The 15,965-nt window shown below is 33.2% G+C and carries 18 protein-coding genes; 6 read left to right on the top strand and 12 right to left on the bottom strand.

All coding sequences use genetic code 11. The features are described 5' to 3' along the window. Positions 1-121 precede the first annotated feature (121 nt). The 6 genes from gcvP (at position 122) to NLJ00_RS02490 (ending at position 7,554) form a co-directional block, all read left to right on the top strand. Positions 122-2,971: an aminomethyl-transferring glycine dehydrogenase gene (gene gcvP / locus NLJ00_RS02465; protein WP_256636107.1), complete on the top strand. Its 2,850-nt coding sequence runs from the start codon at positions 122-124 to the stop codon at positions 2,969-2,971. A gap of 338 nt (positions 2,972-3,309) precedes the next feature. Beyond that, positions 3,310-4,368: a 3-oxoacyl-ACP synthase III family protein gene (locus NLJ00_RS02470; protein WP_053470785.1), complete on the top strand. Its 1,059-nt coding sequence runs from the start codon at positions 3,310-3,312 to the stop codon at positions 4,366-4,368. A gap of 133 nt (positions 4,369-4,501) precedes the next feature. After that, positions 4,502-5,029, top strand: coding sequence for a methyltransferase (locus tag NLJ00_RS02475; RefSeq protein WP_053470784.1), 528 nt, complete (start codon positions 4,502-4,504; stop codon positions 5,027-5,029). A gap of 88 nt (positions 5,030-5,117) precedes the next feature. Then, a complete protein-coding gene (locus NLJ00_RS02480) occupies positions 5,118-5,966 on the top strand; it encodes a glycosyltransferase (RefSeq protein WP_256636108.1) in 849 nt (282 codons plus the stop codon). Positions 5,967-6,046: 80 nt separating this feature from the next. Then, entirely contained in the window at positions 6,047-6,793 is a 747-nt protein-coding gene (locus NLJ00_RS02485; protein ID WP_053470782.1) for an MlaE family ABC transporter permease, read from the top strand. Then, positions 6,793-7,554 (top strand): ABC transporter ATP-binding protein, encoded by a 762-nt coding sequence (locus NLJ00_RS02490; RefSeq protein ID WP_053470781.1) that lies wholly within the window; start codon positions 6,793-6,795, stop codon positions 7,552-7,554. Before NLJ00_RS02485 ends, NLJ00_RS02490 begins: the two co-directional genes overlap by 1 nt. 90 nt (positions 7,555-7,644) lie before the next feature. On the opposite strand, the gene NLJ00_RS02495 is transcribed toward NLJ00_RS02490, so the two are convergent. The 12 genes from NLJ00_RS02495 to NLJ00_RS02550 form a co-directional block, all read right to left on the bottom strand. Further along, positions 7,645-8,250 (bottom strand): hypothetical protein, encoded by a 606-nt coding sequence (locus NLJ00_RS02495; protein WP_256636109.1) that lies wholly within the window; start codon positions 8,248-8,250, stop codon positions 7,645-7,647. A gap of 178 nt (positions 8,251-8,428) precedes the next feature. Beyond that, positions 8,429-9,034, bottom strand: a complete 606-nt coding sequence (locus tag NLJ00_RS02500) for a SprT-like domain-containing protein (RefSeq protein ID WP_256636110.1) — start codon at positions 9,032-9,034, stop codon at positions 8,429-8,431. A gap of 76 nt (positions 9,035-9,110) precedes the next feature. Next, on the bottom strand, positions 9,111-9,788 hold the full coding sequence (locus tag NLJ00_RS02505; protein ID WP_256636111.1) for an SDR family NAD(P)-dependent oxidoreductase: 678 nt from the start codon (positions 9,786-9,788) through the stop codon (positions 9,111-9,113). Positions 9,789-9,822: 34 nt separating this feature from the next. After that, positions 9,823-10,794, bottom strand: coding sequence for a M28 family peptidase (locus NLJ00_RS02510; RefSeq protein WP_256636112.1), 972 nt, complete (start codon positions 10,792-10,794; stop codon positions 9,823-9,825). A 27-nt stretch (positions 10,795-10,821) separates the two neighbouring features. Beyond that, positions 10,822-11,478, bottom strand: coding sequence for a hypothetical protein (locus tag NLJ00_RS02515; RefSeq protein WP_256636113.1), 657 nt, complete (start codon positions 11,476-11,478; stop codon positions 10,822-10,824). Between the two features lie 2 nt (positions 11,479-11,480). Next, positions 11,481-12,515, bottom strand: coding sequence for an ATP-grasp domain-containing protein (locus NLJ00_RS02520; protein ID WP_256636114.1), 1,035 nt, complete (start codon positions 12,513-12,515; stop codon positions 11,481-11,483). A gap of 11 nt (positions 12,516-12,526) precedes the next feature. Continuing rightward, complete coding sequence (locus tag NLJ00_RS02525) at positions 12,527-13,237, bottom strand: NRDE family protein (protein WP_256636115.1); 711 nt, start codon at positions 13,235-13,237, stop codon at positions 12,527-12,529. After that, entirely contained in the window at positions 13,225-13,713 is a 489-nt protein-coding gene (locus NLJ00_RS02530) for a DinB family protein (protein WP_256636116.1), read from the bottom strand. The genes NLJ00_RS02525 and NLJ00_RS02530 overlap by 13 nt, the downstream gene beginning before the upstream one ends. A 5-nt stretch (positions 13,714-13,718) precedes the next feature. After that, entirely contained in the window at positions 13,719-14,099 is a 381-nt protein-coding gene (locus NLJ00_RS02535; protein ID WP_256636117.1) for a DoxX family membrane protein, read from the bottom strand. Positions 14,100-14,108: 9 nt separating this feature from the next. Beyond that, positions 14,109-14,567: a YHS domain-containing (seleno)protein gene (locus NLJ00_RS02540; protein WP_256636118.1), complete on the bottom strand. Its 459-nt coding sequence runs from the start codon at positions 14,565-14,567 to the stop codon at positions 14,109-14,111. Between the two features lie 7 nt (positions 14,568-14,574). Next, positions 14,575-15,171 carry a peroxiredoxin-like family protein gene (locus tag NLJ00_RS02545; RefSeq protein WP_256636119.1) on the bottom strand — a complete coding sequence of 199 codons (597 nt, stop codon included), beginning with the start codon at positions 15,169-15,171 and terminating at the stop codon, positions 14,575-14,577. 91 nt (positions 15,172-15,262) lie between these two features. Further along, complete coding sequence (locus NLJ00_RS02550; RefSeq protein ID WP_256636120.1) at positions 15,263-15,940, bottom strand: Crp/Fnr family transcriptional regulator; 678 nt, start codon at positions 15,938-15,940, stop codon at positions 15,263-15,265. Positions 15,941-15,965: the final 25 nt, after the last annotated feature.

Below are 15,965 nucleotides of genomic sequence, written 5' to 3' on the forward strand. Positions count from 1 at the left end.
ATACTTAATTTTGCGCCACAAAAAAACAACACATTTACTATAAATTGTAATAAACCTTGTAAAATCGTATAGAAACACTCGGCAAATTACTTTTGATCTTTAAAAAAATAGACTGCTACAGATGAAAACAGATGCTTTTGCTTTAAGACACATTGGTCCAAGAGAAACAGATCTTCAACACATGTTACAAACCATTGGTGTTGACTCGATCGAACAACTTGTTTATGAAACCCTTCCGGACGATATTCGTTTAAAAGCGCCTTTGAATTTGGATCCTGCAATGACAGAGTATGAATTTGCAAATCATATTCAGGAATTAGGAAAGAAAAATAAAGTATTCAAATCATATATTGGTTTGGGTTATCATCCAACTATCGTTCCTGCGCCAATTCAAAGAAATATCTTCGAAAACCCGGGATGGTATACAGCTTACACGCCTTATCAGGCAGAAATTGCTCAAGGTCGTCTTGAAGCTATTTTAAATTTCCAGACTACTGTTATCGAATTAACAGGAATGGAAATTGCAAACGCTTCTTTACTTGATGAAGGTACTGCTGCTGCAGAAGCTATGGCGTTATTATTTGATGTTCGTACGAGAGATCAAAAGAAAAACAATACACATAAATTCTTCGTTTCTGAAGAAATTTTACCTCAGACTTTATCAGTTTTACAAACACGTTCAACTCCTATTGGAATTGAATTAGTTGTTGGAAACCACGAAACATTTGATTTTTCAAATGAATTTTTTGGAGCTATTTTACAATACCCAGGAAAATATGGTCAGGTAAATGATTACAGCGCTTTTGTTACTAAAGCAAAAGAAAATGAAATCAAAGTTGCATTTGCTGCTGATATTTTATCATTGGCTGCTTTAACTTCTCCGGGAGAAATGGGAGCTGCGGTAGTGGTTGGAACTACACAACGTTTTGGTGTACCAATGGGTTACGGTGGTCCTCACGCTGCATTTTTTGCAACTAAAGACGAATACAAACGATCTATGCCAGGTCGTATCATTGGAGTTTCGATCGACGTTAACGGAAACCGAGCTTTACGTATGGCTTTAGGAACTCGTGAGCAGCATATTAAACGTGAAAAAGCTACTTCAAATATTTGTACAGCTCAGGTTTTATTAGCAGTTATGGCCGGAATGTATGCAGTTTACCACGGACCAGAAGGGTTAAAATACATTGCAAACAAAGTTCACGCATCTGCAGTTACAACTGCCGAAGCTTTAAATAAATTAGGAGTTTTCCAAACCAATACAGCTTTCTTCGACACTATTTTGGTAAAAGCAGATGCTCAAAAAGTAAAAGTAGTTGCTGAGAAAAACGAAGTAAACTTCTTCTATCCTGATGCTGACTCAGTTTCGATTTCGTTAAACGAAACAACTTCAATTACAGACATCAACCAAATTATTGCGATTTTTGCTGAGGCTTTAGGAAAAGAAACTTTCACTGTTTCTGAATTAACAGAAGCAAGTCAATTACCGGCTTCATTAGAAAGAACTTCATCTTTCTTGACACATGATGTTTTCAATAATCATCATTCAGAAAGTCAGTTAATGCGTTATATCAAAAAATTAGAGCGTAAAGATTTATCGTTGAATCATTCGATGATTTCATTAGGTTCTTGTACGATGAAATTAAACGCAGCTTCAGAAATGCTGCCTCTTTCAATGCCAAACTGGAACAGCATTCACCCATTTGCACCAGTTGAGCAAGCTGAAGGTTACATCACAATGCTTAAAAAACTTGAGCAGCAATTAAATGTAATTACCGGATTTGCCGGAACAACATTACAGCCAAACTCTGGAGCTCAGGGGGAATATGCAGGTTTAATGGCGATTCGTGCTTACCATTTATCAAGAAACGAAGGTCACCGTAATGTATGTTTGATTCCTTCATCGGCTCACGGAACAAATCCTGCTTCTGCAGCGATGGCGGGAATGAAAATTATCGTTACTAAAACTACTCCGGAAGGAAATATTGACGTAGAAGATTTAAGAGAAAAAGCGATTGAACACAAAGATGATTTGTCTTGTTTAATGGTAACTTATCCTTCGACTCACGGAGTTTTCGAATCTTCAATTATCGAAATCACAAAATTAATCCACGACAACGGCGGATTAGTATATATGGATGGTGCAAACATGAACGCACAAGTTGGATTAACAAATCCTGCTACAATTGGTGCTGACGTTTGTCACTTAAACTTACACAAAACATTCGCTATTCCTCACGGCGGCGGTGGACCTGGAGTTGGACCAATTTGTGTGAACGAAAAATTAGTTCCGTTCTTGCCAACAAACCCAATCTTAAAAGTAGGCGGCGAACAAGCCATTACAGCTATTTCATCTGCACCTTACGGATCTGCTTTAGTATGTTTAATTTCTTATGGGTACATCACAATGATGGGAGCTGAAGGATTAAAAAGTGCTACAGAGCATGCAATCTTGAATGCTAACTACATGAAATCTCGTTTCGAAGGTCACTACCCAATTCTTTATACTGGAGAATGCGGAAGAGCAGCTCACGAAATGATTTTAGATTGTCGTTCGTTTAAAGAAAACGGAATTGAAGTTGGTGATATCGCAAAACGTTTAATGGATTATGGTTTCCACGCTCCTACGGTTTCTTTCCCTGTAGCAGGAACTTTAATGATCGAACCAACTGAATCTGAAGATTTAGCAGAATTAGATCGTTTTTGTGATGCTCTTATTTCAATTAGAAAAGAAATTGAAGCTGCAACTGCTGATGATAAAAACAATGTATTGAAAAATGCACCTCACACATTGGCAATGTTAACTACAGATGCTTGGGATTTTCCTTATACCAGAGAAAAAGCGGCTTATCCATTAGAATATATCGCTGACAATAAATTCTGGCCATCAGTTCGTCGTGTAGATGATGCTTACGGTGACAGAAACTTAGTTTGCAGCTGTGCTCCTATCGAAGCTTACATGGAAAACTAAGAAATAAGTTTTCTTATACATATTCAAACCCGACAAGTTTTTAAAACCTGTCGGGTTTTGTTTTTTATTTGAAATTTCAAGTTTCAGGTTTCAAGTTTCAGGTTCCAACGTAACGTGAAACCTGAAACTTGAAACCTGAAACAAAAAAAACTTTTACTACGACTTTCACTTCAATCGTTTGAAATCTCGGAAAAATTAAAAAATCATTAGAAAATAACCATTATATCATTCAAAAAATAGTTATTTCATAATTATATGCATGCATAGTATTTTTTATGATAGTTATCATCTTTTTATTTATACTTTAGCAGGAAATTTATCGGATAATTAAGGGAAAAATGAAAATAAAAATTATTGGCATTGGGAGTTATATTCCTAATTTAGAAGTAAAAAACACAGATTTTGACAAGCATATTTTTTTGAATGAAGATGGAACCCCTTTTGGTTACCCGAATGAAGTCGTAATAAAAAAATTTAAAGGGATTACCGGAATTGAAAATCGCCGTTATGCCGAACCTCAATATACAGCATCAGATTTAGCTTTTTTTGCAGCTGAAAAAGCAATTGCAAATGCAAAAATCGATGCCGAAACTTTAGACTACATTATTTTTGCCCACAACTTTGGCGATGTAAAAACCGGAACGCATCAAACTGATATTTTACCAAGTTTAGCGACTCGAGTTAAAAACAAATTAGGTATTAAAAATCCTAAATGTGTAGCTTATGATATTCTGTTTGGATGTCCGGGCTGGATTGAAGGTGTTTTACAAGCTAATGCTTTTATCAAATCTGGAATGGCAAAAAGAGTTATGGTAATTGGTGCAGAAACGCTTTCAAGAGTTGTTGATGATCACGATCGCGATTCGATGATTTATTCTGATGGAGCCGGAGTTTCTATCTTAGAAGCTTCAACTGACGAATCTGGTCTTTTATCTTATGAAAGTGCTACTTATGCTAATGATGAAGCAAATTATCTTTTCTTCGGAAAATCATACAATCCAGATTTAGATCCGGATATTAAATACATCAAAATGTACGGTCGTAAAATTTACGAGTTTGCTTTGAGCAATGTTCCATTAGCAATGAAAAGCTGTTTGGATCAAAGCGGAATTGCCATCGACGATGTGAAAAAAATCCTGATTCATCAGGCAAACGAAAAAATGGACGAAGCGATTATCGAACGTTTCTACAAATTATACGATAAAACGGCTCCTGCAGCTATTATGCCTATGAGCATTCATGATTTAGGAAACAGCAGTGTTGCAACGGTTCCAACTTTATACGATTTAATTCTGCAAGGAAAAATTGAAAATCAAGAAATCAACAAAGGTGATGTTATCATTTTTGCTTCTGTAGGAGCAGGGATGAATATCAATGCTTTTGTTTATAGACACTAGTCTCAGTTTACAGTCACAGTATTCAGTTTAACAGACTGTAAACTGTGACTGAGACTGAAAACTAAAAAAGTCCGCATCTTAATAGTGCGGACTTTTTTAGTATATTTGCGCCTTTGCTGATAAAAAATAAAAAATGTACGAAAAAACGTTTCCGAATAAAAGATTCAAACTTACCTTAGAGTTTTTACAAAAGCACGTTAGCACATCAGAAACCATTTTTGATTTTGGTGTTCCAAATCCGTTTTCTAAAATAATGGAAGAAAATGGGTATACTGTAAAAAATACAAAAGGCGAAGATTTAGACAACGATCAAACGGCTTTGCAAACAGAAGATTATACTGTTTTCACGGCATTTGAAATTTTCGAACATTTGCTAAATCCATACACGATTTTAGAAAATGTAAAATGTGATAAATTGCTAATTTCAATTCCGTTACGTTTATGGTTTTCACCGGCATATCGCTCAAAAACTGATATGTGGGACAGACATTATCATGAATTTGAAGACTGGCAGTTAGACTGGCTTTTAGAAAAAACGGGATGGAAAATAACAGACCGTTTACAGTTTACACACCCAGTAAAAAAGTTTGGGTTGAGACCTCTATTGAGATATTTCACTCCAAGATACTATCTTGTTGTTGCTGAAAAAGTCAAGAACTAAGATTGCAGATTAACGATTTTTGATTTTTGATTTATAGATGACTTTCACACAATCTAAAATCTAAAATCTAAAATCTAAAATTTTTCACATGAAGTACTATATCGTCATTCCCGCGCACAACGAGCAAGATTTAATTGGCCTGACTTTACAATCATTGGTTTCACAGACTGTTTTGCCATCAAAAGTTGTGGTTGTAAATGACAATTCTACTGATAAAACAGAAGAAGTTGTTTTGAGTTTTGCAAAGGAAAATCCTTTCATTTCTGTTGTTAACAAAACTTCAGATGCGATTCACCTTCCGGGGAGTAAAGTAATTCAGGCTTTCCAAAAAGGTTTTGAAACTTTGGATCAGGATTACGATATTATTGTAAAGATAGACGGCGATTTAATTTTTCCTCCTAATTATTTTGAAACTATAATTAAACATTTCGAATCTGATCCTAAAATTGGAATGGTTGGCGGATTTTGTTATATCGACAAAAACGGCGAATGGGTTCTTGAAAATCTAACCGACAAAGATCATATACGTGGTGCTTTAAAAGCATATAGAAAAGAAACATATCAACAAATTGGCGGTTTAAAACCTGCAATGGGCTGGGACACGGTTGATGAATTACTTTGTAAATACTACGATTGGAAAATAGTTACCGACGAATCTTTACACGTAAAACATTTAAAACCAACAGGCGCTAATTACAACAAAACGGCTCGTTATAAACAAGGCGAAGCTTTTTATACTTTAGGTTATGGTTTTTGGATCACGGCAATTGCTTCGGCAAAACTGGCAATGATGAAGAAAAAACCTTTCCTCTTTTTAGATTATATCAAAGGATTTTTGAAAGCTAAAAAAGCTAAAACTCCTTTATTAGTTACCTCTGAACAAGCTAAATTTATTAGAAATTACCGTTTACAAAAAATGAAACAAAAGCTTTTCTAGTTTTTTAAAACTTAAAAAACTGTAAAGTGAAACGGTAAACTGTAAACTAATCCTTAATTTAGCCAATATTTGTAAAACTTATGATGCTAATTCGTTATTTATCCCAAATAGGAAGATATTTTTTAATGCTTAAAGAAATTTTCAATAAACAGACCAAATGGCCTGTTATGAAAAATTTGATTTTCAAAGAAATCGATGACTTAATAATCGACTCTCTTGGAATTGTTTGCTTTATATCTTTTTTTATTGGAGGAGTTGTTGCCATTCAAACGGCTTTAAACTTAACTAATCCATTAATTCCAAAATATTTAATTGGTTTTGCTACACGTCAATCTGTAATCCTGGAGTTTGCCCCTACTTTTATTTCGGTAATTATGGCCGGAAAAATGGGATCTTACATTACTTCAAGTATCGGAACAATGCGTGTTACAGAGCAAATTGATGCTTTAGAAGTTATGGGTGTTAATTCCTTAAACTATCTTGTTTTTCCTAAAATAGTAGCTTTATTAATGTACCCTTTTGTAATTGGGATTAGTATGTTTTTGGGAATTTTTGGCGGATGGCTTGCTTGCGCATACGGCGGATTTTCGACCAGTCAGGATTTTATTCAGGGTGCTCAAATGGAATTTATTCCGTTTCACATTACATATGCCTTCATTAAAACTTTAATTTTTGCAATGTTATTAGCTACAATTCCATCTTTTCACGGATATTACATGAAAGGTGGAGCATTAGAAGTAGGTAAAGCAAGTACGGTGTCATTTGTTTGGACATCGGTTTGTATTATTCTTTTTAATTATATATTAACTCAATTATTATTAGGATAATGATCGAAGTAAAAAACATAGAAAAATCATTTGGTGACAGTAAAGTTTTAAAAGGCGTTTCGACGGTTTTTGAAACTGGAAAAACCAACTTGATTATTGGACAAAGTGGATCTGGAAAAACTGTTTTATTAAAAACTTTACTAGGAATTCATACCCCGGATTCTGGAACAATTGAATTTGACGGAAGAGTTTATTCTGAATTAGATCCAGATGAAAAAAGAGAATTAAGAACTGAAATTGGAATGGTATTTCAGGGAAGTGCTTTATTTGATTCGATGACTGTTGAAGAAAATGTCGCTTTCCCTTTAAAGATGTTTACCAATGATAATAAAGCAAAAATCAAAGAACGTGTTGATTTTGTTTTAGAAAGAGTAAACTTAGTTGATGCACACAAAAAACTTCCTTCTGAAATCTCTGGAGGTATGCAGAAACGTGTGGCGATTGCCCGTGCGATTGTAAATAATCCAAAGTATTTATTTTGCGATGAACCTAACTCTGGTCTTGATCCAAATACCTCAACTTTGATTGATAATTTGATTAAGGAAATTACAGAAGAATACAATATTACAACTGTAATTAATACGCACGATATGAACTCTGTAATGGAAATTGGAGAGAATATCGTTTTCCTTAAAAAAGGTGTAAAAGCGTGGCAGGGAACTAAAGAAGAAATATTCATAACAGACAACAAAGACATTGTCAAATTTGTTTACTCTTCAAACTTGTTTAAAAAAGTACGTGAAGCTTATTTGAAAGGTTAAAAGCTTTTTAAATTTCAATATATTAAATTCCAAATTCCAATCTTAGTAAAATTGGAATTTGGATTTTTTTTATTGGAGTTTATTGAAAATTTATTCTTTGTATTCTTTGTATTCTTTATTAAGTCCAAGACCTAGTATTAATCCCACTCCAACAAAAGTATTTTTAGAAATAGAACCAAATACCTTAAGTCCAACACTAGGCGTTATTGCATTCAATATTAAATTGGATTTTCTTTTAGGTTTAAACCACTTAAAGTTAGCTTCAAAAGGAACGCCATAAAATCTTTTATATTGATAATAGTAAGTATCGTCAGAATCTTTGTGAGCCAGTTTTAAATTATTAGAACTTATTCCGGCAGAAATACTAAAAGAATGGCTATTTGTTAACCATCTTCTGCCATATAAAACAGCATATTCGTCATTATCTTCTACATTTTTAAAAGCAAAAACACTATCTTTTTTAACGTATCCCGTTTCATGCGAATACCGTAAAGTAAAAAGACTTTTTTTATACTGATAATTTAATTCGCCGCCGCCGGCAAAACCAAAATGTTTCATTCCAACAAAACCTCCAAAAAACTCACCGTAAATAATGGGATTCGATTTTTCTTTTACTTGATTTTCATTGGTTTCTTGTGCATAAATTGAATTGGAAAACATTAGAACAAAAATAATCTTAAGTAGTTTTTTTATCATAATCTATTTATAAGAATGAAATATTTTCTAAATATAGACAAATCGAATATCTTATATATACGTAAAACTAACCGTTTTTGAAATTCAATAAAATTGGGGAAATCTCAATAAAAAAATTCCAAATCCCAATCTTAATAAAATTGGAATTTGGAATTTAATATATTGGAATTTTTATATTCTAATGATTACCCGGCAAAAGTTCAACCTCAGCATTTGGGTTAAATAGATAGGTCTTTCCTGAACTTATTTCGAGACATTCAAAACGTTTGGTTCTAACGGCTATTTTCTTGAATATTTTACCATTTTTGATTCGGAAGACACTTCCATAGGGAATTTCAAAAACATAGTTCTTATCATTGGTTAAATCATATTGTTTTAGTGCCAAAGATAAAGTCGTGTCTGTATCACTGCTTGCCGAAGGATTTTTAAAATGACGTGCCAATAAAGGCAGCAAATGACTCGGAAATATTTCTGGTCTTATAAAAGGAACCATTAAACGCTGAAAAGAATATTTCCATTCATTTCCGTGCGGTTTTATATTTCTGCCAAATTTTTCAAAAGCAACTAAATGTGAAATCTCATGAATCAATGTAATCAAAAATCGGTATTTATTTAAACTCGCATTAACCGTAATTTCATGTTTACCGCTCGGCCCTCTCCTATAATCGCCATGACGCGTCTGACGCTCATTTACGATCTTAAGATGGACCTGATTGGCTACAATCAAATCAAAAACAGGCTTTACTGCATGTTCCGGAATATATTTTGCTAATGTATCGCTCAAGTCAATTATTAATTATTAGTTATGAATTATAAGTTTCCTCCGATTGGAATTTGGAATTTAAAAATTGGAATTTCAATTACGGATTAGTTGACGAAACCTCTAAAACTTTTCCATTAAAATATTTATTTCCATTTAATGTAAAATCATAAATATAAGTCGCCATTCCTTCAGCAGAAATTGGCGCCTGATAACCCGGGAAAGCTTCATTTAGCATTTCAGTTTGAACCGAACCCAAAGCTAGAACATTAAACGAAATACCTTTCTCTTTATATTCTTCTGCTAATAATTCGGTTAAAGTAATTAGAGCTCCTTTGCTTGAACTGTAAGCCGCTAATCCTGCAAATTTTAAACTTCCTCTTACGCCGCCCATTGAACTTATGGTTACAACGTGACTTCCTTTTTGTAAATACGGCAGACAAACTCTGGTAAGATTTGCTACAGCAAAAACATTTACTTTATAAATACTTTCAAAATCAGCTTGTGTGGTTTCTGCAAAAGGCTTTAATAACAAAGCTCCGGCATTATGAACTACAGCATCTACTTTTTTCCATGTTGAAGAAAGAAAATGATCAACTTCATTCAATGCTATTTCATCTGCCAAATCAATCGAAAGGCAAGTAATATTTTGATGTTCTAATAATGTTTGTGGAATTTTTCTTGAAATCGCTAAAACCTGATTTCCGGCATTGGCAAACTGCAATGCTAATTCATATCCAATTCCTCTACTCGTTCCGGTAACAATAATATTTTTCATGCAGCAAAAATAAGCAAACCAAAATAACGAACTGTTATTTATTCATTACAATTTCTTCGGTTGGTGTTGTAGCAATTTTAGTTACAGCAGGTAAAAACTCCTGAATAAAAGCCGTCATGTGCGGAATATCCATTACTTTAAATTCATCTGAAACGTGGTGATAAAAATCGAAATTTTCAAAATCAAAAGTACTTATCGATTGGCACGGTTTCCCGAAAGCTTCAAAAAACGAATAATTATCAGATCTGTAAAACAGTTTATATTCGGCTTCTTTTGGTAAAAAACCAATTGTCTTTTTTCCGGTATATTCATTTATTTTTTCGGCCATATTCGATTTATCAAAACCTGTAATGTAAGCCAAATAATCACGTTTCATAGGAACGCCAATCATTTCGATATTTAATTGTGTGTATAAATTAAAGTTCTTTGCTTTCAGTTTCGGAGCCATACTTTTTGATCCCAAAAGACCTTTTTCTTCTCCGGCAAAAAACACAAAAAGAATACTTCTTTTATTGGAATGGGTTTTACTGAAATATTTTGCCAATTGCGCCACAGCAGTTACGCCCGAAGCATCATCATTGGCACCATTAAAAATTTGGTCTGCTTGTTTCTTTTTTTCAATTCCGATATGATCGTAGTGCGCACTTAAAACAACATATTCGTTTTTAAGAACCGGATCTGTTCCTTCTAAAACGCCAACAATATTAAAAGCCGGAGATTTAAAATTAGTCAAAGTATCTCGATAAGAAGCGAAATACGGTTTTACGTTATTCTTTTTAAAGAAATCTTCTAAAAAAACAGCTGCTTTTTCTATTCCTTTTGTTCCCGTTTCACGTCCTTCTAATTCATCTGAAGAAAGGTATTTTAAAAAATCTGAAACATCAGATTCTTCCACTTTATAAGTGATCTCAGTTGATTCTTGTTTAGATTCTTTTTCACTTACAACCGGCGTGCTCGTTTTACAGGCAATAAAAACAAATGGTAGAAGAAAGTATAGTTTTTTCATAAACGAAAGTTTGATGCACTTTAGCTTTTAAACTTCTAAAGCTGCTGATTTAAAATATTTTTTATACACTTTAAATACCTGAATACTTCCCAGAATTATAAAAAATACTGGAATAAAAATCGGCATTATGTACTTTGAAAAATGATTTGTTTTTTGAAAAAAAGTCTGCAAAATTACAATCAAACTAAACATCCCAAAAAAAACACCAATCAAAGTTCCTGCAATATAATAATATTTTAACTTTCTTTCGATGGTAATGTACTTTCCGTTAAGCAAATATAGATTCCAGCTCGCCCAAAAAGGAAGCTGTAAAAAATTGAAACAGTTTAAAATAATCCCAATTACAAAAGGAGAATAGATTAAATAGTTCTGTAAAATTCCATTTGATTTTGTTTCCTGATTAAAATTGAAATAAAAAGCAAAGGCCAGAACAAACATAAATCCTATCGCAAAAAAATCAATAATCTTCATTAATTTTTTATTGTTAGTGAGTTGTTTAGCAAAAAGTAATGTGAAATAAATAACAAAAGTTTCTACTACAATAACTCCAAATAAAAAGAAAACTAAATCATGAAGTCCTGATTTGGTATAAATTTCTAATCCAACAAGATTTAAATATCCTAACGGAATTGATCCCAGAAAACTCACGAGAAATCCAACTAAGCTATTTTTTAAACTTTTCATTTTTAAAAATTCATGATTTTATTGTTTTGCGCCAAATGCAGTTTGTATTCGCGCATTCCTACTTTGTAATCTAAATAAGGAACTCCCATTTTATGGTTTTCAACACTTATTTCATACATATACGTAATATGTCTCGCCAGTTCTTTCCAGGCAAACCATACCGAATGTTTGGGATCGTAAATGTGTGTAGGCTCGCTCGCGGCTCCGTTAAGTTCTACAATTTGAAAATTTTCTCCTCGTTCTAATTCCTCAAAAGTGTTGTACATAATATCAAAACGTCCGAAATAAAATCCCGGAATTTGAGTTGCAATTTCATTAATTGTCTTTGTTAATTGTGGTGTTATCCAATCGCTGCCGTCAAGAAATTTTGCGCCGCGGGCATGATTGCCAAACGGAACTAAATTTAATGTTTCATCTTTAGGTAAAATTCGCTGCAGTTCTTCCCCATATTCTTCTTTTAAAACCTCAAACTGAAGTTCAAACCTTGGCGTTTGTTTGATTAAATCTTCAATTGTAGATTTTCCGTCTCCGGTTACAATCAAAAATTCTTTAGAAACAATTCCTGTGATTTTTCCGTTTTTTTGAAGCGGACTGCGTACATAAAAAATGCCGACTTCTTTTTCAAACGGAATAAGATCCTGCAGTAAAAAATCAAAATTTGCTTTATCAGCATAATCTGTTAATTCAGAAACGGTTTTAATTTTTTTCACGCCAGAACCGCGCAAGCCAATATCTGGTTTTGCGATTAAGGGAAAATAGATTTGTTTTTCGACCAATAAATTAACGATGTCTTTTAACTCCGATTTCTCCCGAATTAAAATCGTTTTGGGATAATGTTTTTTAGGCAGTAAATCGTAAATCTGTTTTTTGCTTTCCATAATAAAACCGCCATTTTTAATTTTGGGATTGGAGGCATTAAAAAAGAAAATTGACCTTGCTTTAAGAGCATAATAAGCCCAAAGAAAATAAATAGGAATGTATAAAATCTGAAAGGGCCAATATTCCCAATTGGTTACTTTGTGAAAAAATAGTTTCATAGGTTTACATTTTAAATTCGAATAAAAGAGGTTGAAAAATCTTCTGTTTTTATTAAATCGTAATATTTCATTGCACCTTTATTTTGCTCTGTCACCACTTGCGTTACGCTTAAGGTTTTCATCGTATCTTCTCTGTTAATAATCAAACCGTTTTGTGTGTCGTCGCTGTGCGTATTTTTATGAAAATCCAGCATATCTAAGGCCGAGATTTCCTTTTTATCTTTTACAAATTCAAAGAACCAATTGGAACGTTCTTTTCTAATTTCCTCAGGATATAAAGTAACCGATGACCAAATGTGGTTTTGAGTTTCATCCAGCTTTGTTGTTCGCTTACTGCTTCCGTCCCAAATCAATTCGTACAAAACTTTTTCCTGATACAAAACCAGCGTAAAAGGTTCGATATTATCGAGATCAATTTCTTTCCAAAAATCCTTTGGTGAATCCTTTTCGATAATATCCAGAACAATTAATCCACGGCTTTTTCGATACGGAAGTACAGGAATGTGTTTTGTAATCCCGCCATTTAATAAAACCAAAACAGTTCCGTTTTCATCCATTGCAAACCAGGTTCCTCCAGCTTTTGAATCTTTTGGATACATTATATTTTTACCGTTGTGACAGTAATTTCTTGGCACAACAGCACCGGGACGAATTACTTTTTCGTCCCGGTTTGAAGTAATAATGGCAACTCCTTTATTATTTATAAAACTTACTGTACACATTGTTTTCTATATTCGATAGTCGAGCGTGCTACGCCAAAATTCTCATCTACTAAAATATTTTCAAATTGCAGTACAGCTACTTTTATTAAAGCCTGATGATGCACGCAATGTTCCAGATTATAAAGCAATTCTCTATAATAATTACTTTGAATTCTCATATTAAGTCCGTCAATAAAATGTTCCAGAAACATTATTTTATTCTCGCTTTTCAAACCTGCTTTAATTTCGATAATGCATTGTTTTGCAAATTCGGTTTCGGTTTGAATTCTGATATTTCTCTCGCGGTTATCATAATTTATAATTCCCGATTCATAGCCATTTTGAAGACATTGAAACATTTCCAGAATATGCCTTGTGTGTTCGCCAATTGTGGCATTGCTTAAAGCCTCGCAGGATTTTGAATAATCTTTATCAGATAATTGATTTAATAAATCCGTTAACTCATCTAAACTGCGGCGTATTGATTTTAGTAACATAACTTTTAATTTAGAAGATTAAACAATTTGTTTTTATTGAAATAAAGCAAACCTAAACTGCATAATAATGTAATAACAGCTAAAGCAAAAAGTAACCCGCCGTCGTTTTGAATCTCAATTCCTAAAACAAATAAATGTGACAAAATAGCGCCAATCATAATTCCGGCTGCGCCAAGTGCGCCAAGCCAAGTTGTTTTAGGCATTAAAATCAAAATTGCAGCAATCAATTCGGCAATTGCAGAACCAATTCTTCCGTAAGGTTCTACGCCTAAAGTCGAGAAAATATAAATACTTTCTTCTGCTCCGCTGAATTTAAAAAACAAGGTTTGCAATAAAATTACCGAAGCCGTTATTCTCAAAATCCATATTAAAATTTCCTTTTTCATGGCTTCAGGTTATTTGTATATTTTTTTCCAATTGTTATCGGCCTTCACTTTTAACTCCGCTTCATCCGGGTTCCAGCTTTTCAGGGTATTATTAAAATAAGCATTGTAAAACAGATAAAGTTTTCCATCGCTAATTTTAAAAGTCTCCGGATTAATTTCTACTTTTTTACCTGCACTTCCCATTGCATAGGCACACCATCCGCCATATTGAGGTTCATATTTTGATGGATTTTTCAAGAACGCATTTTTATTTTCGACTGATGAAAAATTATAAGTCACTCCCTGATATGAAGTTGAAATTTCTTTTTTCCCTTTAACTGCTTTTCCCTGATTAAAATAGCCAACCGGATCATAACCCTGAATCCCTGTTTTATTTTCTAAATTATACTGGCTAACTCTTTTGGCATCATTTTGAGCAAATGAACTGCCTGAAACTAAAATCAATAACAATAATACTATCTTTTTCATCTTTGTTTTATTTAAGGTTTTTTAATACTGACACTAATAATTCTGTGGAAATGCGCTGTTTAATATCTGGCGAGATATATTCAAAAAGGATATCGGCCTCAGTATTAACAACAAAAACAGAAGGAACTGGCAGTAAACTGGTATTGATTCCTTTAGAATGTACGTTAATTACTGATTTGTAGTTTTCCGGAACCTGATAAGCAATTCCTACGGCTTTTATCAATTCTCCTTTTGAGTCAGAGAGTAAAGCATATTTTACTTTATCCTTTTCTTCTGTGATTTTTAAATTTTCTGGAGAATCCGGACTTACGGCTATAATTTGATAACCTAAGTCGATGATTTGTTTTTCGGCTCCAGCCAATGCCTGCAAATGTAAATTGCAATACGGGCACCAGCCACCGCGATAAAAAACAAGAACTGTTTTTTTCTTTTTAAGTAATTCTGAAAGGTTTACATCTGCATTTTCAGCAGTTTTTAAAGTAAACTCCGGGATTTTTTCTCCTATCAATAATGGAGCAATATCGAGCGCAGATTTAGGAATCTCGCTTTGTGCGTGAGCAGCCGAGGTTAGCGCTGCCACAAAAATTAAAAGCATTTTTTTCATAGTGTAGTGGTTTTACATCTTTTTGATGATGTAAAATTATTGTACTATGAAAAAGCAAAATGTCGGCTAATTTACACTTCGCTTAAAATAATTATAATTTGGTAATATCCTGAATGATAATTTCTTTTCTGTTATAACTTATGAGCTGGTTCGTTTCCATTTCATTTAGTAATTGTGTAGCGGTCTGTCTTGAAGTACAGATAATTTGAGCAATATCATTTTGGGTTAAATAATTTTCAATTGCTACCGTGTTTCCGTTTCTAACACCTTCTTGTTCTGCCCAGTCTTTTAGGAATTGGTACAATCTCGTTTTGGCATCTTTAGAAATTAAATTGGCATAACTATTTTTAACACGCTTCATTTTTAAACCAACAAATTTGGTATATGAAATAGCCAATGTTGGATTTCGCAGTAATAAATCTTCAAAATCAGACATTAAAAAACTGCAGATTACAACATCATCAGAAAGTACTTTTGCATATTCTTCGACTTTATTATCTGTTTCTAAAGTCAATTCGCCAAATAAATCTCCTTTTTGAATAATGTCTTTTATCGTTTCATTGCCATCATCATCAATGGCAACAATTTTTATATTCCCTTTTTTAAGTAAAAAGATACGGGGTACATCTGAAGAAGAAAAATAAATAATTTCTCCTTTTGCTGCTTTTTTAAAACCGGTAATAATACACAATTGCTTGATTTGTGAATAGCTCAGCGTTCTAAACAATTTATGATCCCGCAAGTACCAATATTTTAACTCTTCGTACATAAAAATTAAATCTGTTGGTGTAAAT

Source organism: Flavobacterium panici, from assembly GCF_024499525.1.
Classification (GTDB): domain Bacteria; phylum Bacteroidota; class Bacteroidia; order Flavobacteriales; family Flavobacteriaceae; genus Flavobacterium; species Flavobacterium panici.